The sequence below is a fragment of the Allorhizobium ampelinum S4 genome (assembly GCF_000016285.1).
GTDB classification, from domain to species: Bacteria; Pseudomonadota; Alphaproteobacteria; order Rhizobiales; family Rhizobiaceae; genus Allorhizobium; species Allorhizobium ampelinum.
This window is the reverse complement of sequence record NC_011989.1, coordinates 620,569-645,891: the sequence shown is the minus strand read 5'-3', so window position 1 is coordinate 645,891 and position 25,323 is coordinate 620,569. Positions and strand designations below refer to the sequence as shown.

At 55.7% G+C, this 25,323-nt stretch carries 26 protein-coding genes; 6 read left to right on the top strand and 20 right to left on the bottom strand.

What is annotated here, in order from left to right; translation table 11 throughout:
- Positions 1-71 precede the first annotated feature (71 nt).
- The 18 genes from AVI_RS03045 to flgF all read right to left on the bottom strand — a co-directional run bounded on the left by AVI_RS03045 (position 72) and on the right by flgF (position 15,954).
- A complete protein-coding gene (locus tag AVI_RS03045; protein ID WP_015914958.1) occupies positions 72-1,034 on the bottom strand; it encodes a flagellin N-terminal helical domain-containing protein in 963 nt (320 codons plus the stop codon).
- A gap of 405 nt (positions 1,035-1,439) precedes the next feature.
- Entirely contained in the window at positions 1,440-2,402 is a 963-nt protein-coding gene (locus tag AVI_RS03040; protein WP_015914957.1) for a flagellin N-terminal helical domain-containing protein, read from the bottom strand.
- 413 nt (positions 2,403-2,815) lie between these two features.
- The gene (locus tag AVI_RS03035) at positions 2,816-3,778 is read right to left on the bottom strand and encodes a flagellin N-terminal helical domain-containing protein (protein WP_015914956.1); all 963 of its coding nucleotides are present in this window, start codon (positions 3,776-3,778) and stop codon (positions 2,816-2,818) included.
- A gap of 388 nt (positions 3,779-4,166) precedes the next feature.
- Complete coding sequence (locus tag AVI_RS03030; protein WP_015914955.1) at positions 4,167-5,129, bottom strand: flagellin N-terminal helical domain-containing protein; 963 nt, start codon at positions 5,127-5,129, stop codon at positions 4,167-4,169.
- A gap of 286 nt (positions 5,130-5,415) precedes the next feature.
- Positions 5,416-6,378 carry a flagellin N-terminal helical domain-containing protein gene (locus AVI_RS03025; protein WP_015914954.1) on the bottom strand — a complete coding sequence of 321 codons (963 nt, stop codon included), beginning with the start codon at positions 6,376-6,378 and terminating at the stop codon, positions 5,416-5,418.
- Between the two features lie 264 nt (positions 6,379-6,642).
- Positions 6,643-7,380 (bottom strand): flagellar type III secretion system pore protein FliP, encoded by a 738-nt coding sequence (gene fliP / locus AVI_RS03020; RefSeq protein WP_015914953.1) that lies wholly within the window; start codon positions 7,378-7,380, stop codon positions 6,643-6,645.
- On the bottom strand, positions 7,377-7,895 hold the full coding sequence (locus AVI_RS03015) for a flagellar basal body-associated FliL family protein (RefSeq protein WP_015914952.1): 519 nt from the start codon (positions 7,893-7,895) through the stop codon (positions 7,377-7,379). Before AVI_RS03015 ends, fliP begins: the two co-directional genes overlap by 4 nt.
- Positions 7,896-8,060: 165 nt before the next feature.
- Positions 8,061-8,774 carry a flagellar basal body L-ring protein FlgH gene (flgH, locus tag AVI_RS03010; RefSeq protein ID WP_015914951.1) on the bottom strand — a complete coding sequence of 238 codons (714 nt, stop codon included), beginning with the start codon at positions 8,772-8,774 and terminating at the stop codon, positions 8,061-8,063.
- Complete coding sequence (locus AVI_RS03005) at positions 8,771-9,340, bottom strand: MotE family protein (protein ID WP_015914950.1); 570 nt, start codon at positions 9,338-9,340, stop codon at positions 8,771-8,773. Before AVI_RS03005 ends, flgH begins: the two co-directional genes overlap by 4 nt.
- The gene (locus AVI_RS03000; protein ID WP_015914949.1) at positions 9,337-10,452 is read right to left on the bottom strand and encodes a flagellar basal body P-ring protein FlgI; all 1,116 of its coding nucleotides are present in this window, start codon (positions 10,450-10,452) and stop codon (positions 9,337-9,339) included. The genes AVI_RS03005 and AVI_RS03000 overlap by 4 nt, the downstream gene beginning before the upstream one ends.
- Positions 10,449-10,928, bottom strand: coding sequence for a flagellar basal body P-ring formation chaperone FlgA (flgA, locus tag AVI_RS02995; protein WP_015914948.1), 480 nt, complete (start codon positions 10,926-10,928; stop codon positions 10,449-10,451). Before flgA ends, AVI_RS03000 begins: the two co-directional genes overlap by 4 nt.
- A 17-nt stretch (positions 10,929-10,945) precedes the next feature.
- Positions 10,946-11,737 carry a flagellar basal-body rod protein FlgG gene (flgG, locus tag AVI_RS02990; RefSeq protein ID WP_015914947.1) on the bottom strand — a complete coding sequence of 264 codons (792 nt, stop codon included), beginning with the start codon at positions 11,735-11,737 and terminating at the stop codon, positions 10,946-10,948.
- Positions 11,738-11,755: 18 nt separating this feature from the next.
- Positions 11,756-12,130, bottom strand: coding sequence for a flagellar hook-basal body complex protein FliE (gene fliE, locus AVI_RS02985; protein WP_015914946.1), 375 nt, complete (start codon positions 12,128-12,130; stop codon positions 11,756-11,758).
- The gene (gene flgC, locus AVI_RS02980; protein ID WP_015914945.1) at positions 12,127-12,564 is read right to left on the bottom strand and encodes a flagellar basal body rod protein FlgC; all 438 of its coding nucleotides are present in this window, start codon (positions 12,562-12,564) and stop codon (positions 12,127-12,129) included. Before flgC ends, fliE begins: the two co-directional genes overlap by 4 nt.
- Before the next feature lie 3 nt (positions 12,565-12,567).
- Positions 12,568-12,960, bottom strand: coding sequence for a flagellar basal body rod protein FlgB (gene flgB, locus AVI_RS02975; RefSeq protein WP_015914944.1), 393 nt, complete (start codon positions 12,958-12,960; stop codon positions 12,568-12,570).
- Positions 12,961-13,249: 289 nt separating this feature from the next.
- Entirely contained in the window at positions 13,250-13,822 is a 573-nt protein-coding gene (locus AVI_RS02970; RefSeq protein ID WP_080516953.1) for a flagellar protein, read from the bottom strand.
- The gene (gene fliI, locus AVI_RS02965; RefSeq protein WP_233741248.1) at positions 13,803-15,146 is read right to left on the bottom strand and encodes a flagellar protein export ATPase FliI; all 1,344 of its coding nucleotides are present in this window, start codon (positions 15,144-15,146) and stop codon (positions 13,803-13,805) included. The genes AVI_RS02970 and fliI overlap by 20 nt, the downstream gene beginning before the upstream one ends.
- Before the next feature lie 73 nt (positions 15,147-15,219).
- Positions 15,220-15,954 (bottom strand): flagellar basal-body rod protein FlgF, encoded by a 735-nt coding sequence (gene flgF / locus AVI_RS02960; RefSeq protein WP_015914941.1) that lies wholly within the window; start codon positions 15,952-15,954, stop codon positions 15,220-15,222.
- Between the two features lie 325 nt (positions 15,955-16,279).
- On the opposite strand from flgF, the gene motA reads away from it, so the two are divergent.
- The 6 genes from motA (at position 16,280) to AVI_RS02930 (ending at position 21,716) form a co-directional block, all read left to right on the top strand.
- Complete coding sequence (gene motA, locus AVI_RS02955) at positions 16,280-17,155, top strand: flagellar motor stator protein MotA (RefSeq protein ID WP_015914940.1); 876 nt, start codon at positions 16,280-16,282, stop codon at positions 17,153-17,155.
- Positions 17,152-18,111 carry a FliM/FliN family flagellar motor switch protein gene (locus AVI_RS02950; protein ID WP_015914939.1) on the top strand — a complete coding sequence of 320 codons (960 nt, stop codon included), beginning with the start codon at positions 17,152-17,154 and terminating at the stop codon, positions 18,109-18,111. Before motA ends, AVI_RS02950 begins: the two co-directional genes overlap by 4 nt.
- Before the next feature lie 63 nt (positions 18,112-18,174).
- On the top strand, positions 18,175-18,837 hold the full coding sequence (gene fliN / locus AVI_RS02945; RefSeq protein ID WP_015914938.1) for a flagellar motor switch protein FliN: 663 nt from the start codon (positions 18,175-18,177) through the stop codon (positions 18,835-18,837).
- A gap of 29 nt (positions 18,838-18,866) precedes the next feature.
- Positions 18,867-19,910, top strand: a complete 1,044-nt coding sequence (fliG, locus tag AVI_RS02940) for a flagellar motor switch protein FliG (RefSeq protein WP_015914937.1) — start codon at positions 18,867-18,869, stop codon at positions 19,908-19,910.
- Positions 19,911-20,181: 271 nt separating this feature from the next.
- The gene (flhB, locus tag AVI_RS02935) at positions 20,182-21,267 is read left to right on the top strand and encodes a flagellar biosynthesis protein FlhB (RefSeq protein ID WP_015914936.1); all 1,086 of its coding nucleotides are present in this window, start codon (positions 20,182-20,184) and stop codon (positions 21,265-21,267) included.
- A gap of 5 nt (positions 21,268-21,272) precedes the next feature.
- Positions 21,273-21,716, top strand: coding sequence for a hypothetical protein (locus AVI_RS02930; protein ID WP_015914935.1), 444 nt, complete (start codon positions 21,273-21,275; stop codon positions 21,714-21,716).
- 208 nt (positions 21,717-21,924) lie between these two features.
- Here the strand turns inward: AVI_RS02930 and AVI_RS02925 are convergent, their stop codons facing one another.
- Both AVI_RS02925 and AVI_RS02920 read right to left on the bottom strand, forming a co-directional pair.
- On the bottom strand, positions 21,925-22,803 hold the full coding sequence (locus AVI_RS02925) for a DUF6030 family protein (RefSeq protein WP_015914934.1): 879 nt from the start codon (positions 22,801-22,803) through the stop codon (positions 21,925-21,927).
- A 130-nt stretch (positions 22,804-22,933) separates the two neighbouring features.
- Entirely contained in the window at positions 22,934-25,108 is a 2,175-nt protein-coding gene (locus AVI_RS02920) for a TonB-dependent siderophore receptor (protein ID WP_015914933.1), read from the bottom strand.
- Between the last annotated feature and the right edge of the window lie 215 nt (positions 25,109-25,323).

Sequence of the window (25,323 nt, the reverse complement as noted above, 5' to 3'; positions counted from 1 at the left end):
TTCCACCAGATGCCGATGACCGGCGGCACGGCAGAAAGGGAAAATTGTAACTCCGGCCCGTTGTCGAAAAACTACTTGAAGAGCGTCAGGATGTTTTCGGCATTGGTATTGGCAATCGACAGCGCCTGGATGCCAAGTTGCTGCTGCGTTTGCAGCGCCTTGATCTTGGTTGACTCCTCGTTCATATCCGCATCCACCAGACGTCCGACGCCCTTGTCGATCGTATCGCTGAGGTTTTTAACGAACGTATCCTGGGAATCGATACGACTGCTGATCGCACCCAAGGTCGAAGCAGAATCGGTCAGATCCTGAAGCATTTTATCGACGGCCGAAATCATGCCATCGAGATCGTCGTTGGACATGTCGGTGGTCAGGGTGATTTCGGTGCCGGTGGCAGGCGTCGCAGACTCCGCGTCCAGCAAGTAATAGGTGCCTGTCGTGGTGGTCGTACCGTAGGCCCAGGTCGCAGTCGTGGTCCGTGTCAGGATGCCGTTTTCAGCATTCTGAGTATCGATCAAGGTCGATTCGGACGTGTTGAACTTCAATGTGGTAACCGACACCGTACCGTCGCTGGCGCGGTTGAAGGAAGCAACCATTTCCTTGGTGGTGGGAGGATTGGTCGATTCGTTATACAGCCAGTTTTCACCGGAGAATGAAGCGGATTCGGCAATGGAGGCGAGCTGGTTCTTCAGCTCGTTGATTTCCTGGTTGATCTTGTCCTTGTCCACGCCTGGTTCGCGCGCCGCAACCAGTTTGGATTTGATAGAGCTGAGCACGTCAATACTGGAATCCAGACCAGTATAAGCGGTATCTGCTTTGGAAGCAGCAAGCCCCAGAGCATCCTGAACCGTGGAAAGCGCCTTGTTATCGGAGCGCATCGTGGTCGCAATCGACCAATAGGCGGCATTGTCTTTGGCGCTGTCGACTTTATAGCCGGACGAGATTCTGTTCTGCGTCGTCTCCATGTTCTGGTCGATGCCACGGAGAGTCTGCAGAGCCGCCATAGCGGAGGTATTGGTCATAATGCTGGTCATAGAGTGCCCCATGAAGGTGAAGGGACATGCCGGATTTATGGAAGACACCGGCAACGCTGGTCTGCTTCATGCACGTTGGCTACGCTCTTGCCCTGGTAGCCAACCCAACGTTGTTCACAGATTATTAACCCTTAATTAGTTAACAAATGGTTAACGGGGTTATCAAACTTTTAATAGAGGTAAACGAATTCCTAATTTTTTCAAGACCAAACAAAAGCACGCATGAAAAAAGCCGCAGCGGGTGCTGCGGCTTTGATAAACATCGTCGGTCCACCACATCGGGCAAGGACCATTTCTGGCCTCCCAACGGTAGTCGTCTCTGGCTTTGTGAACCCTACAAGCCATTGCTGTGGCTTGTTTTTTTCATTTTCAGGAGAAAGGCGTAAACGCCTTCGAACCCTCGTCTTATTTGAACAACGACAGAATGCTTTCGGAATTGGAATTGGCAATCGAAAGAGACTGGATACCCAGTTGCTGCTGCGTCTGCAGCGCCTTCAGCTTGGTCGATTCCTCGTTCATGTCCGCATCCACCAGACGACCCACACCCGTGTCGATCGTGTCGCTCAGGTTCTTGATGAAGGTATCCTGCAACTCCAGGCGCGAGGTCGTCGCACCGATGGTCGAGGCGGCATCCGTCATGTTGGACAGCATCTTGTCAACGGCTGAGACCATGCCATCAATCTCGTCGTCGGTGGTGGACGAGGTCAGCGTCACTTCGCTCGCACTACTGGTATTACCCGCGACAGAGGAAATCAGGTAATAGGATGCCGTCGTCGTCGTTGTACCATAGGCATAGGTTGCGACCGTTCCCTTTGTCAGAAGACCGCCGTCACCCGCCTCGTCATTGATCAGGATCGAGTTAGTCGTATCGAAGGTGATCGTCTTGATCGAGACATTGCCATCATTCCCACGAACGAAGGAGCCAACCATTTCCTGGGTCGTGCCAGTGGAATCGCTGTTGTCATACAGCCAGTTCTCGCCATTGAACGACGCGGACTTGGCAACAGAACTCAGCTGGTTCTTCAGCTCAACCAGCTCCTTGTTGATCTTTTCCTTGTCCACGCCCGGTTCGCGGGCGGCAACCAGCTTGGCCTTGATGTCGGTAACCACATCGATCGCCGATTTCATGCCGGTATAGGCCGTGTCCGTCTTGGCGGAACCAAGGCCGATGGCGTCCTCAACGGCACCGAGCGCTTTGTTGTCCGAGCGCATCGTCGTGGCAATCGACCAATAGGCCGCATTATCGGATGCATTTTCAACCTTGTAGCCGGACGAAACCCTGTTCTGTGTCGAATTCATATCGTCGGAAATCGACCGCAGGGTCGAAAGTGCTGAAATTGCAGCGGTATTTGTCATCAAGCTCGTCATAAAAGTGCCCCTTGAGGTGACTGTTTTGGAAAGGGACAGACCGGATTAAGACCGGTAACATTGGTCGGCTTCATGCCCGCCGGATCTGTATCTGCTCGTCCGGCCCAGTGCTTTCGTGAACACAGAAAACACCAGCATGGTTAACGAAACATAAATTTGAAAAAATATTAACCATACAACGAGGATGTATGCAGGCTTGCGCCTTCCATTCCCATCATAGGGAAATTTAATTTTCCTTATTTATCAACCACTTGAAATACGGTTGGATTATTCCCACGATGAATGAAACTTCGCCATTCCCTGAACCAGCACAATCGATAAGACGTCCGCCAAGGTGCTTTTTGCTAACAAGATAAAAAAATAGCCGGGCTTTCGCCCGGCTATGCATTTGGTGATTCTCGATGCCCTTAGGCTTAACGGAACAACGACAGCACGTTTTCGGAGCTGGAGTTGGCGATCGACAGAGACTGGATACCCAGCTGCTGCTGCGTCTGCAACGCCTTCAGCTTGGTCGATTCCTCGTTCATGTCCGCATCTACCAGACGGCCCACACCCGTGTCGATCGTGTCGCTCAGGTCCTTGATGAAGCTATCCTGCAACTTCAGACGTGATGTGGTCGCACCGATGGTGGCAGCCGCATCCGTCATGCTGGTCAGCATCTTGTCAACCGAGGCAACCATACCATCGATCTCATCGTCAGTGGTCGTCGAGGTCAGCGTCACTTCGCTCGCACTACTGGTATTACCCGCGACAGAGGAAATCAGGTAATAGGATGCCGTCGTCGTCGTTGTACCATAGGCATAGGTTGCGACGGTTCCCTTTGTCAGAAGACCGCCGTCACCCGCCTCGTCATTGATCAGGATCGAGTTGGTCGTATCGAAGGAGATCGTCTTGATCGAGACATTGCCATCATTCCCACGAACGAAGGAGCCAACCATTTCCTGGGTCGTTCCAGTGGAATCGCTGTTGTCATACAGCCAGTTCTCGCCGTTGAACGACGCGGACTTGGCAACAGAGCCCAGCTGGTTCTTCAGCTCGGTCAGTTCCTTGTTGATCTTGTCCTTGTCCACACCCGGTTCGCGGGCGGCAACCAGCTTGGCCTTGATATCGGAGACGACACTGATAGCCGATTCCATACCGGTATAGGCCGTGTCCGTCTTGGCTGCACCAAGGCCGATGGCGTCCTCAACGGCACCGAGCGCTTTGTTGTCCGAGCGCATCGTCGTGGCAATCGACCAATAGGCCGCATTGTCCGACGCGCTCTCGACCTTGTAACCGGACGAAATCCGGCTCTGGGTGGTCTCCATATCGGAGCTGATCGACCGCAGCGTGGAAAGTGCTGAAATCGCAGCATTGTTCGTCATAATACTCGTCATAGGCGTTGCCCCTTATGGAACTGGAAACGGAAGGGACATCCCGGGCTCCTTCCCGGCGAACGACGGCTCCGCTTCATGCCATTAATCTTTTTAAACAAGAGATTAATCCGTCGTTTTGATGTTTTTATTTAAACCCAGTTAGGTTAATTCTTGCTAAATCAGGAGAGAAAATTATTCAAAAAATTTTATGAAATGGTGATTCGTTGATCGATAACGAGCAACTTGAGTTTTATTCAAAAGGATAACCAAAACCGAAGCCGTCATGTGCTCATATGATCGGAAACGGGAGCAGTCCAGAATTGTAGAACGGCACATTCCAGATACGAAAAACAAAATAGCCGGGCTCATCACCCGGCTATAGATGTTTCGATGCTGTGGAACTTGAATGTTAGCGGAATAGCGACATAACGTTTTCGGAGCTGGAGTTGGCGATCGACAGAGACTGGATACCCAGCTGCTGCTGCGTCTGCAACGCCTTCAGCTTGGTCGATTCCTCGTTCATGTCCGCATCTACCAGACGGCCCACACCCGTGTCGATCGTGTCGCTCAGGTCCTTGATGAAGCTATCCTGCAACTTCAGACGTGATGTGGTCGCACCGATAGTCGAGGCCGCATCCGTCATGCTGGTCAGCATCTTGTCAACCGAGGCAACCATGCCATCGATCTCATCGTCAGTGGTCGTCGAGGTCAGCGTCACTTCGCTCGCACTACTGGTATTACCCGCGACAGAGGAAATCAGGTAATAGGATGCCGTCGTCGTCGTTGTACCATAGGCATAGGTTGCGACCGTTCCCTTTGTCAGAAGACCGCCGTCACCCGCCTCGTCATTGATCAGGATCGAGTTGGTCGTATCGAAGGAGATCGTCTTGATCGAGACATTGCCATCATTCCCACGAACGAAGGAGCCAACCATTTCCTGGGTCGTGCCAGTGGAATCGCTGTTGTCATACAGCCAGTTCTGGCCATTGAACGACGCGGACTTGGCAACAGAACTCAGCTGGTTCTTGAGTTCGGCCAGTTCCTTGTTGATCTTTTCCTTGTCCACGCCTGGTTCACGGGCGGCAACCAGCTTGGCCTTGATATCGGAGACGACACTGATTGCCGATTCCATGCCGGTATAGGCCGTATCCGTCTTGGCTGCACCAAGGCCGATGGCGTCCTCAACGGCACCGAGCGCTTTGTTGTCCGAGCGCATCGTCGTGGCAATCGACCAATAGGCCGCATTGTCCGACGCGCTCTCGACCTTGTAACCGGACGAAATCCGGCTCTGGGTGGTCTCCATATCGGAGCTGATCGACCGCAGCGTGGAAAGTGCTGAAATCGCAGCAGTGTTCGTCATGATACTCGTCATAGGCCTTGCCCCTTGAATGACACATAGGAAGGGACATTCCGGGCTATTCCCCGGTGAAATTCGGCTCGCGTCATGCGATTAACATTCAATTAACAGGTTAACCTGCCGATTTCGATAGCCCGTTTTAACTCAGACACAGTTAAAAATCTCCTAATGGAGAATTACGTGATTAATTTATATAAAAATATCCATATTTTACTTGGTTAATACATTGTTAAATTAATGAAAAATTAAAAAGGCCGGACTGAATGCCCGGCCTCTTGGTTTCGTATGCCTATGTCGGCTATTAACGGAACAACGACAAAACATTCTCTGTGCTGGAATTGGCGATTGACAGCGCCTGGATGCCCAGCTGCTGCTGCGTCTGCAACGCCTTCAGCTTGGTCGATTCCTCGTTCATGTCCGCATCCACGAGCTTGCCGATGCCGACATCGATCGTATCGCTGAGGTCTTTCGCAAAGCTGGACTGAGATTCGATCCGGCTCTTAGTCGCACCGATGGTGGCAGCAGCATCCGTCATGCTGGACAACATCTTGTCAACCGAGGCAACCATGCCATCAATCTCGTCGTCGGTGGTGGACGAGGTCAGCGTCACTTCGCTCGCACTACTGGTATTACCCGCGACAGAGGAAATCAGGTAATAGGATGCCGTCGTCGTCGTTGTACCATAGGCATAGGTTGCGACCGTTCCCTTTGTCAGAAGACCGCCGTCACCCGCCTCGTCATTGATCAGGATCGAGTTGGTCGTATCGAAGGTGATCGTCTTGATCGAGACATTGCCATCATTCCCACGAACGAAGGAGCCAACCATTTCCTGGGTCGTGCCAGTGGAATCGCTGTTGTCATACAGCCAGTTCTCGCCATTGAACGACGCGGACTTGGCAACAGAACTCAGCTGGTTCTTCAGCTCGGTCAGTTCCTTGTTGATCTTGTCCTTGTCCACGCCTGGTTCACGGGCGGCAACCAGCTTGGCCTTGATGTCGGAGACGACACCGATAGCGGCTTCCATGCCGGTATAGGCCGTATCCGTCTTGGCAGCGCCGACGCCGAGTGCGTCCTGCACGGCAGACATCGCCTTGTTATCGGAGCGCATGGTCGTGGCAATCGACCAGTAAGCCGCATTATCGGATGCGTCCTTGACCTTGTAGCCTGAAGAAATGGCGCTCTGCGTGGTTTCCATCTGCGAGCTGATAGTGCGCAGCGTGGAAAGTGCCGAAATGGCCGAATTGTTGGTCATGATGCTTGTCATCAGATCTGTCCCTGTGGTTACACAATACAAAAGAGGGACATGCCGGACTATATACCGGCAGAAGCGATCGACATCATGTCAATTAACTAGAGTTTGTTTAACTCGCCTCTAATCAGCACATAACCACGCACCGCTTTAAGGTTAGCTCAACAGGAGTGGTAAAAGAACCATTAACAACGCCAAAAACGCCCAGGATGGGGCGCAAGGCGCGAACACGCTGTTCTATGGTTTATAAACCCTCTATTTCTAGGGGATAGTCTGGCTTCAGGAAAATGAGCGCACCAAACTACCGACCAGAAGGTTCCAGCCATCGATGAGCACGAAGAACAGGATCTTGAACGGCAGGGAAATCGACGTCGGCGGCAACATCATCATGCCCATGGCCATGGTGATGGTCGAGACGATCATGTCGATGACCAGAAAAGGCAGGATGATCAGGAAGCCGATTTCAAAGCCGCGCCGGATCTCTGACAGCATGAAAGCCGGGATCAATACCCGGTAATCGACCTTGCCTTCAACGACCGTCGTCTGCCCGCGCTCGTTGGCCAGATCGATGAACAGCCGGAGGTCTTTCTCGCGGGTATTGTTGGACATGAAGCCCCGGAAAGGCTCCGCAATCCTGGGAACAGCCTCGGCCTCGGTAATCTGGTTGTCCAGAAGCGGGCGCACACCGTCACGCCAGGCCTGATCCATGACCGGCGTCATGACATAAAAGGTCATGAACAGGGCAAGACTGGTCAGGATCATGTTGGACGGCGTGCTGGATAGACCCATGCCGGAGCGCAGAATGGAAAACGCGATCACGAAGCGCGGAAAGCTCGTCACCATGATCAGGATGCCGGGAGCAACCGAAAGAACTGTCAGCAGACCGAAGGTGCGGATAATCCAGGCCGCGACGGAGCCGTCGACCGGCGCCGTCAGGAAGTTTGACGGAAGCTGCTGCGCCTGGGCCAGTTCCGGGGCCGCTATCATCGCGGCGATCAAGATAAGGGTTCGAATCATTCGATGACAAACGTCCTAAACAAAAGCTTCGATACCCGTCCTTCAGACCGCACGTCAACTCGCTCGCGCAGATCGTCCTTCAAATAATCGAAACCGCGTGGGCCTTCGATCTGTTGCAGGGATACCGTGCGCATATAGGCCATCAAATCCTGATGAATATCCTCAGCCAGTTTTGCATCGACCGGACCGTTGAAGACCAGAGCCACTTCCAGCCGGACCCAGCTTTCAGAGGGATAGGCAAGGTTGGTGGTGACAGGATCAAGCTGGACGATACCATTGGCCTCTGCTGGCAATTTCGGCAAGCCGGTCTCTTCTTTTTCGCCTTCTTTTTTTTTGCCCCCGGCCTCTTCAGCCGCCTTTTGTTCTTCCTTCGCCACCTTCACCTTGGGCGCTACCATGGTGCCGACCAGCCAGCCGGCACCGGCACCGACAACGGTCAGTCCCGCAAGTGCAGCAATGAGCAGAATGGGGGAAGCCTTTTTCGAAGGGCCTTCCAGCGCCGGTGCATCTGCCATGGTGGTCTCCATCCTGCAGCATCGCCCTTCGATCGCCTTGGATCTGAAGGGGCATGCAAAAAACAAATCGGCATATTTCGCCGGCCAATCGTAATCAGCCGGAACGCATCATACCAACGGCCACAGAAACAGGCCGTTGGTAAAAGGCAGTATCTTGTCACATCATCAGAATGGGGAGAACATGTCGACGACCTGCTGGCCAACCGGCGGCTGCTGCACCTCCGTCAAACGTCCCTTGCCGCCGTAAGAAATGCGGGCCTCTGCGATCTTCTCATAGGAAATGGTGTTCTTGGCATCGACATCCTGCGGGCGCACAATACCCGCGACATTCAGAATGCGGACTTCATGGTTGACGCGCACTTCCTGGGAACCGCTGATCAGCAGATTGCCGTTTTCAAGAATGCTGGTCACCACAGCCGCCACCATCAAGGTCAGCGTTTCAGACCGATCGACCGATCCCTTGCCATCGGAACTCGAATTCGAATCGGTGCTCATGTCGCCGGACGAATCTGGCGGTGTGATGCCGAACAGGTTGATCACCGTCGACCATGTCAGCGATGTCGAGTTCTTACGGCTGCGTGATGTGTCGTTCTTGAACTTCGCCTTGTCGGCAATCGAGATATTGACCGTCAGCAGATCCCCGACATTGATGGCGCGCGAATCCTTGAAAAGCGCCGCCTGGCTGTCGTTCCAGAGGGAGTAGCCGTTGCTGACAGCCTTGGTCTGCTTCGGATAGCTGGCAAGCTGCGGCGCCTGATTGTAACGCAAGCCGCTGCCCACCGGGCTCATGGCCGGAGCATTGCCGACTTCTTCCAATGTCTTGTTCCCACAGCCGGTGAGGATAACGGCCATGAGAACCACAGCGCTACGCTTTATCATGTGGGTTCCTTCGAGGTATTGGGATCAGCGGCATTGGACATGATGCCAGCGACGAGCGCGGCTTTTTCGGGGTCCATCTCGCTGAGAATCAAACTGGATTGCTTGGCCGGAAGCTTCATGATGATCGCTGCGGCCAAGAGAGGATTGACCTTCTCCAGCTGCGGGGCAGCGGCATCGGGCTTCATATTCTTGTAGACATCGGTCAAACCGGCTTCTGCCTTTTGCAGAAACTCGTTTCGGCGCGCCAACCAGTCCTGATATTCGCTCTTGCGCGCTTCCAGCACGGCAATGCGGTCATTGACATCCGATTGCAGTTTTTCCAGATCCTGCTTTTGCAGCAGATAGCGCTGGTCGCGGGCCGGATCGGCAATGTTGGTGCAAAAACGCTGGATATCATCGGCGCTGGTCGTGCCGGTGGAGCCGCTATTGGCGGCACGCGCCGGAGCCGCCTGCTGGGCGCTGCCTGGCAGGGCCGAAACAGCAAGAACAGCGCAGGCCAGGGCCAGAGCGCCAAGACCAGAATATCTTGAAGCGGCATAGTTTGCGAGGGAGGCTGTTGATCTCATTGCAGGACAAGCTCCGCTTGAAGTGCCCCTGCCGACTTAATGCCTTGCAGGATGGCGATGATACCGTCCGGCTTCACGCCGATATTATTCAGGCCAGCCACCAGCGTGCGCAGGTCAGGTCCATCAACGATGGCAACCTTGTCACCAGTCTTCTGCGCGGAAATATCCGTCTGCGGCTGCGTCGCCGTCGTGCCGCTGGAAAAGGGCTGCGGTTGAATGACCTGAGGGGTCTCATTAACCTGCACCGTCAGCGTGCCGTAGCTGACAGCAACCTTGGACACACGCACGTCAGCGCCGATGACGATGGTTCCTGTGCGCTCGTTGATCACCACCTTGGCCGGTGTGTCGGTCTCCACGACAAGGTTTTCGATATCGGCCATCAATTGGGCCAGATCCGCCGTGCGCGGTTTCTGGATCACCACTTCCTGGCTGTCGCGTGCCTCGGCAATCGGAGCGCCGTAGGTGGCGGTGGCATAATTGTTGATACGCCGAGCCATGCCGAGCGACGTCGAAAAATCCGGATTGCGCAATTGCAGCACGAGATTGACCGAATCCTTGAATTTGGACGGAAGTTCGCGCTCGATGATCGCGCCGTTCGGGACGCGGCCGGAGGTGGTGACGCCTTCGGTCACCGTGGCCGCCTGCCCCTGGGCAGTAAAGCCGGAAACAACCACCGACCCTTGGGCAACGGCGTAGATCTGGCCATCGGCGCCTGAAAGCGAGGTCATGATCAGCGTACCGCCGCGCAGCGACGTGGCATCCCCCAATGAACTGACCGTGGCATCGATACGACTGCCAGGACTGCCGAAGGGTGGAAGAGTGGCGGTCACCATGACGGCAGCAACATTCTTGGCCGAGGACTGACCGCCTTGGGTGGAAATCCCCAGATTCTGGAGCATGGCGCGCATGGACTGGTCGGTGAAAGGCGAGGAACGAAGACTGTCGCCGGTGCTTTGCAGACCGACGACGAGACCGTAACCGATCAACTGGTTATCACGGCCGGCCTGGAGGGAGGCAACGTCCTTGATGCGCGAGCCCTGCGCCAGCGCAGGACCGGCAGCCGCCAGAAGGAAGCCGGTGAAAATCGAGAAAAGCAGAACCCGGATACTCATTTTGCCATCACCTGCACAGTGCCATCGCCCATGACCGTTCCGCTGACGATCTGGCCGGAATCGAGATTACGGACGCGGATGACGTCGCCGATATTGGCATCGTCCATCGGGCTGCCCGACGCAGAAATGGTAAGGTTGCCGATATTGAAGATCAGCCGCAGCTGCGATCCGCGGATCACCGCATAGGGGCGTTTCAGCGTCGCCAACGGAATAGTGCGACCGGGCAGCAGTGTCTTGGTCGAGAGCATGCCGACCACATCCGCCATGTCAGAGGCAAAGCCGCCTGCAAGATTGGGATTGGTCACCTGAACCCGATCCAGTTTGTTGGACGAAATCGCTTCGCCTGGATAGATGGTGTCCGTCGGAACGATCGCATAACGATCCCGCGCCGCTGACGGGGCGGCGGCGAAAGCCACCAAGACCATGACGGCCACCCCGGTCAACCTGAACATTCTCTTCATATGGCGAAACATCATGTTTGCCCCTTTGATGTTTACTTTAGGTTCTTGCTGACGATCTGCGCCATTTCGTCGGCGGTGGTGATGACCTTGGAATTCATCTCGTAGGCGCGCTGGGCCGAAATCAGGCTGGTGATTTCCGTGACCGAGTCGACGTTCGAGGACTCCAGATAGCCCTGCTTCAGATAGCCATAGCCCGCGTCGCCGGGCACGCCGTTGATCGGATTACCGGAGGAAGCCGTTTCCTGGAACAGATTATCGCCGATAGCCTTCAAACCAGCCGGATTGACGAAAGCCGATGTTTCCAGCTGACCAAGCGTTGTATAGGTGGAGGAATCGCCTTGCAAAACCGAGACCTCACCGGATTCGCTGATCTTCACTTCGGTCGCATCCGTTGGGATGGTGATATTTGGAATGATCTTATAGCCTTCGGTCGTCACCAGGTTGCCGTCGGAATCCTTGTTGAGAGCGCCGGCGCGGGTGTAGAACGTGGTAGCACCGTCCGGGCTCTGCACCTGGAGGTAACCGCGTCCAACGATGGCAACGTCCAGTTCGTTCGAGGTCTCCGACAATTCGCCCTGCTCGTTCATCGTCCGCACAGCTGCCGTCTGCACACCGAGACCGATATTGGCACCTTCCGGCACCGTCGATTGGTTGGCGCGGTTTGCGACGCCCACAGCCTTTTCGGTTTGATAAAGAAGGTCCGAAAACTCAGCGCGCGACTTCTTGAAACCGGTCGTATTGATATTGGCGATATTGTTGGAAATGACCTCGAGGTTGGTCTGCTGGGCATTCATGCCGGTGGAGGCAATTGCGAGAGCTCTCATGTGCTGCTATCCCTGAGGTTAAATCTGCATTTTTGTGATGTCGAGGAAGGCCGAAACCAGCTTGTCGCGCAGCGCAATCGCCGTTTGCAGCGATTTCTGCGCAGACATGACGGAATCAACCACTTCGCGGGTGCTGACCTTGCCGAGCATGCCGTCGAGGGAGTTGCTTTCAGCGGTCTTCAGGTTCTGCATCGCATCGTTCATCACGCCGCCGACAACATCGCTGAAGCTCATGCCTGTTGCGGTACCCGGTGTCGCATTCTGCGCCGCGACGCCCGTCTGCGTGCTGAAGAGCGAATGTGTACCACCGAGCGAGGCCGTGCTTGTTGCGTCGGTGCCCTCAGTCATGCCCGATGGAACGAGAGAGCCAATTTTGCTAATAGAATCGATCATTGTGAGCTCTTCAGCAGGTCGAGGGTCGAGGTAATCAGGTCACGTGTCTGCTTGACGGACTGAAGATTGGCTTCATAGGTGCGGTTGGCTTCGCGCATGTCGGCCATTTCGATCAGCACGTTTACGTTCGGCATTTTCACGTAGCCCTTGGCATCGGCAGCCGGATTGCTGGGATCGTATTCTTCCGTGAAATTCGACTTGTCGAAGCCAAGCTTCTTGACCTTGACGATTTCCGTGCCTGTGGCGCGGTCCATTTCGGACCCGAAGGTGATCGTCTTGCGACGGTAGGGATTGGCGCCGGGCGTGTCGCCGGTGCTCTGGGCGTTGGCAATATTTTCCGAAACGATCCTGAGCCGGGTGGACTGTACATCCAGTCCGCTGCCGGCAATTTTCAGGGCCGAGGTGAGAGGATCTGTCGCGGTGACGGAATCCATGGTTTACCCCTTTACAGTCATCAGCATCATGCGATTAAAACTACTGACGAGGTTAGTGTTGAGCGAGTGCTGCCGCTGGATCTCGCCCATCTTGGTCATCTCATCGGCCAGCGCGACCGAATTTCCCGAAACCTGAACGCCGATTTCGCCATTCAAAGGCGCCTCGCGGATATCGACATCCAGATCGGTGTTCAGATCGCTCGAGGCCATATGCTTCGAATTGGTCCGCGCCATACCAAATTGACGCACGTCCAGGATGGCATTGAAGGGTGTGATGTCCTTCGCCATGAATTTCGGTGTATTGGCATTGGCTATGTTGCCGGCGATCACTTCCTGGCGCAGGGAAAGCCACTCGGCCTGCCGTGATGCCACATCAAAAAGCTTTATCGGTTCCATAGAGTTTTCTCCAATTTACACCCTGGAGATTAGGCCGGTAATCTTGCGTGGGACTGACCGCAAAACCGGCCTTTTCTACAATCGTTAACTTTTCCTAAGATCCAATTTAAGATTTTGAAACAATTGTATATTTATCGAGGAATGATCGCCGGACGAGCACAATTTCAACCCTGGCCGCCAATGCAAAAAGCCGCCCATAGGCGGCTTTGAAAAACACACTGGATGTGGGATGAAAGCGACGGTCGGCCAAGGCTTGTGCCCGATCCCCGTCCGCACGCGCAAGGCCGGGCTACTGGTTTTCGTAGATCGCGCCGGTGCTGGTGATGATCACCCATTTTCCATTGCGTTGTTCCAGTGTCGCCACGCGGCTATTGTCGGGCAGGACAGAGCCGATTTTGACCATGAACATGCCGGAGGCATCCTCGATCATGGCGCGACCGTTGGAGACATGCAGCAGCCGGAAACCGCCACCGGGAAAGGGCTGTTCGATCTTCACCGGCTCACCATCGGGATCTTTCCGCCCAATATCGGAGGCCGTCGCCGTGGTCAGCGGGTCGAGATTATCAGGAATTTTCTGTTCACGGTCTTCACGCGACACCAGCGCCATGGGAGACACGCTGAATACATTGCGCGCATCGACCTGCGGCAAGTCGCGGGTCCGGTCCATCGGCTCGACATGAATGCCGAATTTATCGGGATTGAAAAACACATACCACGGAAACATCGCCGCGCTGCACGCCAGCACGACGCCAACCGCCGCCAACATCCTATCCATCGATGATGCGCCCGACCGGCGGGACGCACGAGGCCGAACCACCTCGTCGGCATCGCTGTCTAATGGATCATGCTCTTGATCTTGCATTGCTGTTTCCAGAATTATTGGCCGCCTTCAGGGCATGGGCGAGGTCGGCATAGGCATCGACGACAGCCCTGTCGGAGGGGGTTTGCTTCAGCACTTCGTAAAGGATCGGAACCTGCTTGATCGCCATATCGAGATCGGGATCGCTGCCGGCGCGATAACCGCCGATCAACCGCAAGTCGCGCGTTTCCTCGAAACGGTGGATCAGCGTCTTCAAGCGCGACACGAGCTTCTCCTGATCAGGTGTCCAGGCCTTGCGCGCCAAACGCGAAATCGAGGCCAGTGGATTGATCGGCGGATAGCGTCCTTCTTCGGCCAGGCTGCGGTCCAGCACGATGTGGCCATCGAGAATGCCGCGGGTACAGTCGGCAATCGGGTCGTTGTGATTGTCACCATCGACGAGGATCGAAATGATCGCCGTGATCGTGCCTGTTCCCTCTTCGCCGGGACCGGCGCGTTCCAAAAGCTTGGGCAGCTCGGTGAAGACAGAGGCGGGAAATCCACGGGCAATCGGCGGTTCGCCGGCTGCCGTCGCCACTTCGCGGATCGCATGGGCGAAACGGGTAATGCTGTCGGCGATGAACAGGACATTGTCGCCCTGGTCGCGAAAATGCTCGGCAACGGTAATCGCTGTCAAAGGCGCCATCTTGCGCAGCATCGGGCTCTCGTCGCTGGTCGCCACGATCGCCACGGTCTTCGCCATGTTGTCGCCCAGCGTATCCTCGATGAATTCGCGCACTTCGCGGCCACGTTCGCCGACCAGCGCAATCACCACTTTGTCAAAGGCGTCGGCCTTGGCCAGCATGGACAACAGCGTCGATTTACCGACGCCGGAACCGGCGAAAATCCCAAGCCGCTGGCCAAGGCAAAGCGGCGAGAAAATATCGACCGCCTTCACGCCGGTACGAAAACCGGTCTCTACCCGCTTGCGCCCCATGGAAGAGGGTGCCGTATTGGCAATAGAGCGGCGCACCAGGCCGGGCATCACCGGCCCCAGCCCGTCGATCGGGTCACCCAGCGCATTGAGCGTGCGGCCACACCAGCTATCCTGGGCGGCGACCCGGAAGGCGCCCTTGCGGATCACCGTGTCGCCAATGGCAATCGGCTCGCCCGGCTCGATGGGGCAAACATAGGCGAGATCGGGCTCGACCCGCACCACTTCGCCCAGGTGAATGCCGGTTGGACTGCGATGAGCAACAAAATCACCCAGATGCAAATGGCGCGACAGACCCGTAACCGTGTAATGGCCAGCGGCAATGGTGCGGACATGCCCGCCATGGGCAACGGAATAGTCCGACGTGGCATAGCGCTTGGCAATGGCTGCCATGGCATCCAGCTGGGTATTCCTGTCGATCCGAGGGGTGAATTCAACGGTCATGGGAAGACGATCCAGTCGCCGGTCATTTGCTACCGCCCAGCGTCTTGATCGTTTCGCTCATGCTGTTTTCAGTCTGGCTCATCGATGCCGAAATGCTTTCGAAAGCGCGGCTGACCTGGATAAGTTGCGTCATCTGGCTGATGCCATTGACGTTGGATTGCTCGACATAACCCTGCATGACGCCGATTGTCGCGTCATCGACGACGGCCTGCGGTCGGTCGGTGGTGATAACGCCACTATTTTCGGTGCGCAGATAGCCCTTGGAAATATCCGCCGTGAACAGGCCGATCTGGCTGATCTGGCGGCCGTTCTGGTTAATCGTGCCGTCGGCGCCAACATGCGGCTCACCGCCATTGGGATCGAGCTGAATAGGTCCGCCACCGGCATCCAGAACAGAATAGCCGCGCACCGAGACCAACTGACCGGTGGATGTCATGGTAAAACGACCGTCACGGGTCAGGGCCGGGCCGGCCGGCGTATCGATGCTGAACCAGGCGTCGCCCTTGACGGCAAAATCCAGGGTACCGCCGGTTTGCAGCATTTCGCCGGATTGGGTATTCAGATAATCGTTGCCCTGCGACACAAATGCGATCTTGGCATTCTGATCGTTGCCGGTGCGGCTGACCACTTCGTCAAATTTCACCTCGGTGCCGCGAAAGCCGACCGTATTCACGTTCGCCATATTGTCGGCGATGGTGGTGAGACGTTTGTCGAGCGCCCGTTGCGACGACAGGGATACATACATGCCGGATTGCATTAAGAGTTACCTCCAAGCCTTGAGTTCGTAACCAAGACCAGCAGGCCTGACGTCCACCGCCATTGTTCCGTCACGCAGGATCATTCTGCTTCGGGCTACAGCGTGTTTTTTGCGGTCCGTCACGGTTGCTCGCCTTCCATCATGGAACGTGGTTTACCGTTCATTCACCCTATTCATGCGCGCAAATGCTTGCGCGAAACTGTCTGCCAGTCCCGGGCTGGAATTCAGGACGACTGTGGCGGCCCCTGTCTCCTTCATCAGCCTCACGCAAGGCAGGCTGCCTATCGGTGGTATGCAAGAGAAACGTGCGAAATGCAGGCGCTACATGAATATTATCATCGGATTCGTCATCACAGTCGGCTGTATCCTTGGCGGCTTCATGGCCATGGGCGGCCATCTTAACGTGCTGATACAGCCTTTCGAATTGCTGATCATCGGCGGCGCCGGCCTGGGTGGTTTCGTGATGGCCAACCCGATGAAAATCGTCAAGGATTCCGGCAAGGCGCTGGGTGAAGCGTTCAAGCACGCCGTCCCCAAGGAGCGGGCCTATCTGGATGTTCTCGGTGTTCTCTACTCGCTGATGCGCGACCTGCGCACCAAGTCACGTAACGAGATTGAGGCCCATATCGATAATCCTGAGGAATCCTCGATCTTCCAGACCGCGCCCAATCTTTTGAAAAACAAGGAACTCACATCCTTCATCTGCGACTATGTCCGTCTGATCATCATCGGCAATGCCCGCAGCCATGAGATCGAGGCCTTGATGGACGAGGAAATCAACACCATCCTGCATGATAAGATGAAACCCTACCACGCCATCACCGCGATGGGGGACAGCTTTCCGGCCATTGGTATCGTGGCGGCGGTTCTCGGGGTTATCAAGGCCATGGGCAAGATCAACGAATCGCCCGAAGTTCTGGGCGGCCTGATCGGCGCTGCCCTGGTGGGCACGATGTTGGGTATCTTCTTGTCCTACTCGGTCTGCAACCCGCTGACCTCGCAAATCAAGATCGTCCGCACCAAGCAGCACCGCCTGTATATCATCGTCAAGCAGACACTGCTTGCCTATATGAACGGTTCGGTTCCGCAGGTTGCCCTTGAATATGGCCGCAAGACCATTTCCTCCTATGAGCGTCCGTCCATCGATGCCGTAGAGCAGGAAATGATGAATCCAGGCGGCGGTAACGAGAAGGCTGCATGACCATGAGTGAGACCGCCCAGCCCCAATCCCTGCCAAAACCAATGGATCACGCCTTGCTTGCTCGTCTTACCGGCGGCCTTGGCGATATGAAATCCGTCGAAAAACTTTGCCAGGATTTCGGTCAACTCTATAGCGAGTTCCTGCCTGACGTTTTTCACAGCGAAACCAACCTGACCATCGAAGTCGGTTATCTCGGCTTTAAAAGCGGCCTGATGCGTGATCTGATCGCCAGCCTCGGTGATAATTTCGTGCTGGCCAATACCTCTCTGCGCAACTGGTCACAAAATTTCGTCATGGCCTGCGGCAACGGTTTTGTCATCACCTTGATGGAAACCCTGCTCGGCGGCATGCAGGAATTCATTGGCGAGCCGATCAAAAGGCCGCTGTCGAATATCGAACTCGACCTGGCGGTGATGGTCTTTGAACGGATCGCCAATGTGCTGCGCTCCGGCGTCAATGCGACCGGGGGCTTTGAACCGATTTTCGAGCGGCCGCACAATTGGGAAAACCGTCTGAGGCAAGATGGCGAACAGATCGAGGAGTTCGGCGCCCTGGTGCATATGAGCATCAAGCTGGGCAAGATCACCTCCGATTTCGCCCTGATCATTCCGCAGAAGACCCTTTTGAAGACCAATGTCACGGCGCCAAAATCGAAAAACCAGGTCTCCAAAGCCCGCAAGGAATGGGCCGAGCAGCTGGCGGAACAGGTGCGCAAGAGCCAGGTCACTCTGGAAGGCCGCATCAGCCTGCAATCGCTGAGCCTGTTGACGGTTTCCAAGCTTGCGGCTGGCGATGTGATTCCCTTTCTCGAAAAGGGCGATGTGACAGTCGATGTCAGCGCCAACGGGCGCGACCTTTATACCTGCGAATTCGGACGCGCCGGCGATCACTACACCGTCCGGGTGAAGTCGATGCACAGTACAGATAGTGAGCTTTTACGTCATCTCATGAGATGACGATTTTCCCTGCTGCATCCATGGCAGCAGGTTGAGGCAAGTTTCAAAGGGAATAGTATTTGCATGGCTACGAAAAAAACACCCGTAAAAGATGATGATGCCCTGGCGATGCCATTGGGCGATGCCGATCTCGATCAGGCAATCGATGACCTGCGCGGGGTCTTGAAAAGCGACAGCGATGGCGGTCTGCCGGATATCGGCGCCGACTTCGGGGGAACGGATTTCGCAGCCGCTGGCGCCAGCGACTTCGGCGATGCCGCTGGCGGCCTTTCCGATTTCGAAAGCGATTTCGGCGGCGGCGCAGCCACAGGTGCCAGTGATTTCGGCACCAGCGACTTTGGCGGCAGCGATCTCGGCGGTGGCGATTTCGGTGGCGGCGATTTTGGCGGGAGCGACTTGGGTGGCGGCGACTTCGGTGGCGGGGGCAGCTTCGATGCCGCACCGGCCCATCAGGCGCCGGGCAGTGCTCTGGACTCCAATCTCGACCTGATCATGGACATCCCGATCGATGTTCAAATCGTGCTGGGTTCCAGCCGCATGCCGGTTTCGGGCTTGATGAATCTTGAAGAGGGCGCAATCATAGCGTTAGATAAAAAGATCGGTGAACCTGTGGAGATCATGGTTAACGGTCGACGGATTGCCCGCGGAGAGATTACAGTTCTTGAGAATGACGATACGCGATTCGGTGTGAAATTGATCGAAGTTATGAGCACCAAGACGTCCTGACCCCATGAACGGGCCAGAGAGGAAAGACCATGATGGACTTTGACGATTTCGGCGGACCGGTAGCGGGCAAGCCACTGAGCCAGGCCGACAAGGCAGCCGCCGTGTTGTTGGCCATGGGCAAGGGCGTGGCAGGAAAGCTGCTGAAATATTTCACGCAGGCCGAACTGCAGATGATCATCAATTCGGCCCAGACGCTTAGAACCATTCCACCGGACGAACTGGCCGAGCTGGTTGGCGAATTCGAGGACCTGTTCACCGAAGGCGCAGGCCTGATGGACAACGCCAAGGCCATCGAGGAAATCCTCGAGGAAGGCCTGACGCCGGAAGAAGTTGACGGCTTGCTTGGCCGGCGCACAGCCTTCCAGGCGTTCGAGACCTCGATCTGGGACCGTTTGCAGGATGCAGACCCCGATTTCATTGCTCAGTTCCTCTTGCGCGAGCATCCGCAGACGGTTGCCTATATCCTGTCCATGCTGCCCTCCTCCTTCGGCGCCAAGGTGCTGATCAAGTTGCCGGACAGCCGCCGCGCCGACATCATGAACCGTACGGTCAACCTGAAGAATGTCAGCCCGCAGGCCGCTCAGATCATTGAGAATCGGGTGGTGGAACTGATCAGCGAGATCGACGCGGAACGCAATTCGGTGGGCACCGCCAAGGTGGCCGAACTGATGAACGAGTTGGAAAAGCCGCAGGTCGACACCCTGCTGGAATCGCTCGAATCGATCAGCAAGGAATCCGCCACCAAGGTCCGTCCGAAGATCTTCCTGTTCGAGGATCTGCTGGTCATGCCACAGCGCAGCAGGGTCATGTTGCTCAACGATATTTCCGGCGACATTCTCACCATGGCGTTGCGCGGCGCCTCGAACGAGATCCGCGAATGTGTGCTCTCGGCCATCAGCCCGCGCTCGCGCCGCATGATCGAATCGGATCTGCAAGCCGGAACGGTCGGAATCAATCCGCGGGAAATCGCTATCGCCAGACGTGCTGTCGCGCAGGAAGCTATCCGTCTTGCCAATTCCGGCCAGATCCAGCTCAAGGAACCGGAAGGCGACAAGGATACGGCTGCCGCCTGACGCTGCACAGGCTGGCATGGAGGCGGCGTGACCATGTTTCATGGCGCAGCCTGGACGCCACTGTTGACAATACCGCGACCCAGCGGTCCGAATGGACTGAAAGAGTTGAAGGCCGGAATAGAGAGCGTTAAGCTTTCTGCTCCGGCCTTTGTGCGTTTTATAAAACACGAGTCGCTAAAGCGCAGGAAACTGGTATGCAGGCTCCCATTATAATTCCTTGATGCATCGCATAAGGTGCTTGACGCTGTAATCAACCGACCGAGGTCCCGACATGGCAGATGATGAGGACCAGGAAAGTAAAACCGAGAGCCCGTCCGAGAAAAAAATGCGGGACGCGGCAGAACAAGGCAATTTGCCGATCTCGCGCGAGGCGCCGTTATTTGCAACGACGCTGGCCTTCTACATCTATTTTGTATTTTTCATGCCACAGGGCGTCTCCACACTTTATCAAACCCTGCGCGACCTGATGGAAAAACCGGATCAGTGGATCATCGGTACCGGAACAGACGTGATTTCCCTGTTCGTGCATCTGGGTTGGTCGATGGCCGCCATGCTTGGTCCGGCCCTGTTACTGTTCATGCTGTTTGGCCTCACCCAGTCCTTTGCCCAGCATTTGCCAAGCTTCGTTCTTGATCGCATTACCCCCAAGATGGAACGGTTATCGCTCATCGGCGGAATAGGGCGGATGTTTTCGGTCATGGGCTTTGTGGAATTCGGCAAGTCGCTGTTTAAGATCATCGTCGTCGCGATCATTATGTTCGTTTCGATGCGCGGCCAGTATTTCGGCACTTTGGATGCAATGCTGTCCGATCCGCAGATCATTTTCGTCAAGCTTTCCGATATCGTCCAGGAAATGCTGATTATCGTGCTATTTGCCACCGGCCTGCTGACGGTGATGGACCTCGGGTGGCAGCGATACAACTGGTATCAGAAACTGCGCATGACCCGGCAGGAAGTGAAGGACGAACACAAGCAATCCCAGGGCGACCCGGTCGTCAAGGCACGCCAACGTTCCGCCCAGCGCGACCAGGCCCGCAGGCGGATGATGAACAACGTGCCGCGCGCCACGATGATCATCACCAATCCCACCCATTTCGCCGTGGCCCTGCGCTATGTGCGCACCGAAATGGAAGCACCGATCGTGCTTGCCAAGGGTCAGGATCTGATTGCATTGAAGATTCGCGAAATCGCCGAGGAAAATAATATCCCGATTTTCGAGGATCCGCCGCTCGCCCGCTCCATGTTTGCGCAAGTCTCGGTGGATAGTGTCATCCCACCGATATTTTACAAGGCCGTCGCTGAGATAGTACAAAGACTATACGCTGCCGACAGCAAGAACAAGAGGCGGTTACGCTAAAGAACATGAAAAAATGCAAATATACGACTGAACGCGAAAAAATAGTTGCACAAGCTATTAGCCCCGTCGCCTCAGAACTACGGTTACTGGATGCGGCGGATCTGATATCGCTGATCCGTCTGGAGTTTTTCGGTAATATTGCTGATCTCGTGTCTTCTGCCGCTGAGCTTTACTTTCATCCCGGCACGGTCAATTTCGGTGCCGCAGGCGAATACAAGCTGGACTGGGGCGAGACGCCTGAAGTGGTTTTGGACCTCGAAATCAAACCGCGCGACATCACCATCTATGCCCAACTGACGTTGAGCCACGACCATGCCGGGTTGGAGATCAACCACATCTCCTTCAAGAACCCATCGGCCGACCCGCATGAAAACACCGCCCTTCTGGCGCAATGCATGAACGAAGCCCGCTTCGTGCCCAATCTCCCGGCACCCAGTTTTGTCATGTAAGGGATTATACCCAGAGTCATCGCTGATGACCCTGGGTATTCTATATATCAATATCTAAACCCCTGGGGCCTTGAACAGGCTGTAAGATATTCGAAATTACACAGTTCCGTGCGCCTTATATGGCGCACGGAACTGAGCCAGGCATTATCTCATCCCGGCTCAACGCGCTGTCAGCCCTTGCACCCAAACTTTTCCCGGTTTCCAAAGCTTATCTCCCTCCCAAGACCTGTCTGGGCCAGAAATTGGCAGTCAGAGGCGCCGTCTTCAGGCTTGGCTGCGCATTCAGCGCGGCTCTCGTGCGCCGCTCCAGCTCTCCATCATCCTCAGGCATGAAGATAATGTTATAGCGCTCCGGCCCCATGAATTCCTTGGTGAATTTCAAAGATATGCCGAAGTGGTTGGCCTCGAAGGGTTCAAGCGAGCGCATCCGGTCGAAATCACCGGCAAAATCCGGCCAGCGACTGGCGTTGAGAATGAGATCGAGGGCAGCATCATAACGCTGCCAGATCTGCTGACTGGATTTGACCTCGATGACCTTGATCCGGATCTGGGTGATCTGGCCATCCGGTGTCCCCCGCACCACCATGAAGAATGAGGGGGCGTCACCATCAGGCTTTGTGGCGGGCAGACTGGTTTCAGCGATACAATTGAAAATCCCGGGCGAGAAAGGGTTCTGCACCCAATCGGCAGTCCCCAGCCCGGCCGCCTTGATCTGCTCACAAAGCGTCTTGCCGGAGACGCGAAACTTGCGCACCGGCGCTGCAATGTCGAGCAGCGGCGGCATGTCGAAAAATCGGGCGGGTACCATCACCTGCTCGGAGGGCATCTGCGCGGACGCGAGGCGTTTTCCCCGCAACACGATCGGCTCCGGCTCCTCTCGGCTTTGCCAGGGCAGGACATCTTTGACGCTCTCGATCAGTTGATTGAGCCGGCGCTGATCGTCTGCCGTCAACACCGCGATAGCGATGCTGCAACAAAATAACAGGAAAATCACGGCGAACAGCCTCAGCCCTCGCCGCCGCATGCGGTGGGCTTCCAGGCTTCCGTCCGGCCTTTTATGGCCCGAAGGGAGGTCGCGCTGCTGCATCCATAGGTCCGGTCTTCTTCACAATAGGCTTATGCCACAAAATTCCTTGCAAAGAACTATATGATGACGCGAGCGATCACAGGAAGATTTTACTCGCGGAAAACCGGTCCCCCTTTTTCCCTATCAAATTCTAGAATTTGACACTGGCCCTCACCGTGACATTGAAGGGTTCCCCAACCTGGTTGGCGTAATTGGTCGAGCCGATTGATGAGGTATAATAGGTCTTGTCGAAAATATTCTTCAAATTCACCTGAAGCGTCAGTGGCCGCTCGAAATTGAATGTATAGGCGGCAAACAGATCGACGACCGCATAGCCGGGCAGGAAATAACTATTGCTGTTGATGCCTGCCCGCTTGCCCACGGCGCGGATGCCGCCACCAACCTTCAAGCTGTTGCCATCGCCGCCGATGTCACCGACATCATAGGCCACGGACAGGCTGCCGGTATGGCGGGCGACATTGGGCAATTGCTTGCCGGCATAATCCGGGTCCTCCAGCACCTTGGCATCGGTATAGCCATAGCTGACAATGGCCTGCCAATGGTCGGTCAACTGGCCGGCCACATCGACCTCAAGGCCCTGCGAGCGCACCAGTCCCGCCGTCTTGACCACGCTTTCACCACCGATAGTCTCGGAATAGGCGACATTTTTCTTACGAGCGGAAAACAGCGCGACATTGGCGCTCAAGCCGTCCAGAAGCTCGAATTTGCTGCCAATCTCGTAGGATGTCCCCTCTTCCGGGTCGAGATTGCCATAATAGCTTGAGATCGACGATTGCGGGCGGAAAGTCCGGGCCGCATTGGCGTAGAGCGATATCTGCGGCGTCAGCTTGTAGACGACACCGCCATTGGGAATGAGCGCATCGCCATTGCTATCAGTATTGGCATTGAAGGGCCGCCCCTTACCCGCATAGAGATCGTAATATTGGTAGCGCAGACCGCCGACCAATATCCATTGCTCGGTCAGGTGCAGGCTGTCCTGCATATAGACCGAGGCCGTCGACAATTGCTCCGTTTGATCGCTATCGGAAGCAGAAACCGTGTTGCATTGCGCCAGATTGCCGTAAACCGGATTGTTGATGTTGAAATTGCTGGAATTGGCGCAACGCAGCATGTCGGTACGCAGCGTATCGCTGTAATCGTAGGAAACGCCAAACAACAAGTCGTTCTGTAAGCCGCCGATCTCGACTTCGCCGGTCAGGTCGGCCCTGACTGCATGATTGTAGCTGGTGGAATATTGCGTGGCATCGGCGCGGCGCGTCACGGCACCGGTTGTGGAATTATAGCCGGTGACGCGGGCCTGATTATCGGAATATTCGTTGCGGCTATAGGCGTAGTTCAGGGACAGTTTCCAGTCGTCACTCAACTGTCGGTCAATCGACACCTTGGCCAGATCCGATGTGCCATCGGTAATGTTATATGTCTCGTCCAGCCGGGTGCGGCGGCTGAGGTCCACTGCATGGCCGGTGTTCAGATCGAAAATCGTGCCGCGGTCGAAGGGCACGCTGTAATCCTCATGCATATAGGAGACGGTAACCTCAGTATCCTCGCCACTCCAACTCAAGGATGGTGCAACCATCCATTTCTTGGTCTCACCGAAATTGCGCCAGTAATCGCTCTTCTGGCCTTCTGCGATGAAACGGTAGGAAAAGTCGGTGCCGGCAATCGGGCCGGTCACATCCAGACCGGAGGTCGAGCCATATTTGCCAGCGCCATATCCGGTTACACTGCTATAGACCTCGCCGGAAAACACGTCCTCCGGCTTCTTGGTGACGACATTGACCATGCCGCCGGGATCGAGAATGCCGTAAAGCGTCGAAGCCGGGCCTTTCAGCACCTCGACCCGGTCCGTCGTGGCGTTGAAGGAAAATGGCAGCGCGGTTTTCATCCCGTCAGTCAGGATAGAACCGTCGCGATTGTCGCCAAAGCCACGGCGGATTACCGCGTCCTGCGTGCCGCCCAATGTATTGGCCTGGGTAATGCCGCTGATATTGGCAAGCGCATCGTCCAGCGAGCGGGCGCCCTGGTCCTTCAATGCCTCACCGCTCACCACATTGACCGCCTGCGGCACATCCAGCAGCGGCGTATCCGTGCGGGTTGCGGTGCTGGTGGACAGGGGCTGATAACCGCGCGTCGATTTTTTGCCCGTCACGGTAATGGTCTGAAGCTCCGTCGTACCAGCCGTATCCCCGGTCTGACCGGACACATCTTCGGCATTGGCTGGCAAAGCGACGGATGCCAGCAACAGCGCCGCTATCATCCGACCACGGCTTTTGCCGTTGTCACGCATCAGTCTGGTGCCACGCATCAGTCCCACCGTTCGCCCCACCGCTTTACCCCCGAAATTTCATTGTCATCCGCTTGTTCTCTGGGCTTTTCTAATTGATGAATGTAGTAGTCAACTTTAAAACCACGTGGTAGCCGGGTAAAAAGGCCGCTAAAGCGGCGTATACACGGAAAACCGGATGGGCAGCCTGCCCTTTGCGGCAGGTATTCAAAGGTTTTGGTGGAGAAATGCCCTAT

Coding starts and splice junctions, on each gene's coding strand:
- AVI_RS03045 (WP_015914958.1), bottom strand. CDS start 1,034: ATGACCAGCATTATGACCAATACCTCCGCTATGGCGGCTCTGCAGACT.
- AVI_RS03040 (WP_015914957.1), bottom strand. CDS start 2,402: ATGACGAGCTTGATGACAAATACCGCTGCAATTTCAGCACTTTCGACC.
- AVI_RS03035 (WP_015914956.1), bottom strand. CDS start 3,778: ATGACGAGTATTATGACGAACAATGCTGCGATTTCAGCACTTTCCACG.
- AVI_RS03030 (WP_015914955.1), bottom strand. CDS start 5,129: ATGACGAGTATCATGACGAACACTGCTGCGATTTCAGCACTTTCCACG.
- AVI_RS03025 (WP_015914954.1), bottom strand. CDS start 6,378: ATGACAAGCATCATGACCAACAATTCGGCCATTTCGGCACTTTCCACG.
- fliP (WP_015914953.1), bottom strand. CDS start 7,380: ATGATTCGAACCCTTATCTTGATCGCCGCGATGATAGCGGCCCCGGAA.
- AVI_RS03015 (WP_015914952.1), bottom strand. CDS start 7,895: ATGGCAGATGCACCGGCGCTGGAAGGCCCTTCGAAAAAGGCTTCCCCC.
- flgH (WP_015914951.1), bottom strand. CDS start 8,774: ATGATAAAGCGTAGCGCTGTGGTTCTCATGGCCGTTATCCTCACCGGC.
- AVI_RS03005 (WP_015914950.1), bottom strand. CDS start 9,340: ATGAGATCAACAGCCTCCCTCGCAAACTATGCCGCTTCAAGATATTCT.
- AVI_RS03000 (WP_015914949.1), bottom strand. CDS start 10,452: ATGAGTATCCGGGTTCTGCTTTTCTCGATTTTCACCGGCTTCCTTCTG.
- flgA (WP_015914948.1), bottom strand. CDS start 10,928: ATGATGTTTCGCCATATGAAGAGAATGTTCAGGTTGACCGGGGTGGCC.
- flgG (WP_015914947.1), bottom strand. CDS start 11,737: ATGAGAGCTCTCGCAATTGCCTCCACCGGCATGAATGCCCAGCAGACC.
- fliE (WP_015914946.1), bottom strand. CDS start 12,130: ATGATCGATTCTATTAGCAAAATTGGCTCTCTCGTTCCATCGGGCATG.
- flgC (WP_015914945.1), bottom strand. CDS start 12,564: ATGGATTCCGTCACCGCGACAGATCCTCTCACCTCGGCCCTGAAAATT.
- flgB (WP_015914944.1), bottom strand. CDS start 12,960: ATGGAACCGATAAAGCTTTTTGATGTGGCATCACGGCAGGCCGAGTGG.
- AVI_RS02970 (WP_080516953.1), bottom strand. CDS start 13,822: ATGCAAGATCAAGAGCATGATCCATTAGACAGCGATGCCGACGAGGTG.
- fliI (WP_233741248.1), bottom strand. CDS start 15,146: ATGGCAGCCATTGCCAAGCGCTATGCCACGTCGGACTATTCCGTTGCC.
- flgF (WP_015914941.1), bottom strand. CDS start 15,954: ATGCAATCCGGCATGTATGTATCCCTGTCGTCGCAACGGGCGCTCGAC.
- motA (WP_015914940.1), top strand. CDS start 16,280: ATGAATATTATCATCGGATTCGTCATCACAGTCGGCTGTATCCTTGGC.
- AVI_RS02950 (WP_015914939.1), top strand. CDS start 17,152: ATGACCATGAGTGAGACCGCCCAGCCCCAATCCCTGCCAAAACCAATG.
- fliN (WP_015914938.1), top strand. CDS start 18,175: ATGGCTACGAAAAAAACACCCGTAAAAGATGATGATGCCCTGGCGATG.
- fliG (WP_015914937.1), top strand. CDS start 18,867: ATGATGGACTTTGACGATTTCGGCGGACCGGTAGCGGGCAAGCCACTG.
- flhB (WP_015914936.1), top strand. CDS start 20,182: ATGGCAGATGATGAGGACCAGGAAAGTAAAACCGAGAGCCCGTCCGAG.
- AVI_RS02930 (WP_015914935.1), top strand. CDS start 21,273: ATGAAAAAATGCAAATATACGACTGAACGCGAAAAAATAGTTGCACAA.
- AVI_RS02925 (WP_015914934.1), bottom strand. CDS start 22,803: ATGCAGCAGCGCGACCTCCCTTCGGGCCATAAAAGGCCGGACGGAAGC.
- AVI_RS02920 (WP_015914933.1), bottom strand. CDS start 25,108: ATGCGTGGCACCAGACTGATGCGTGACAACGGCAAAAGCCGTGGTCGG.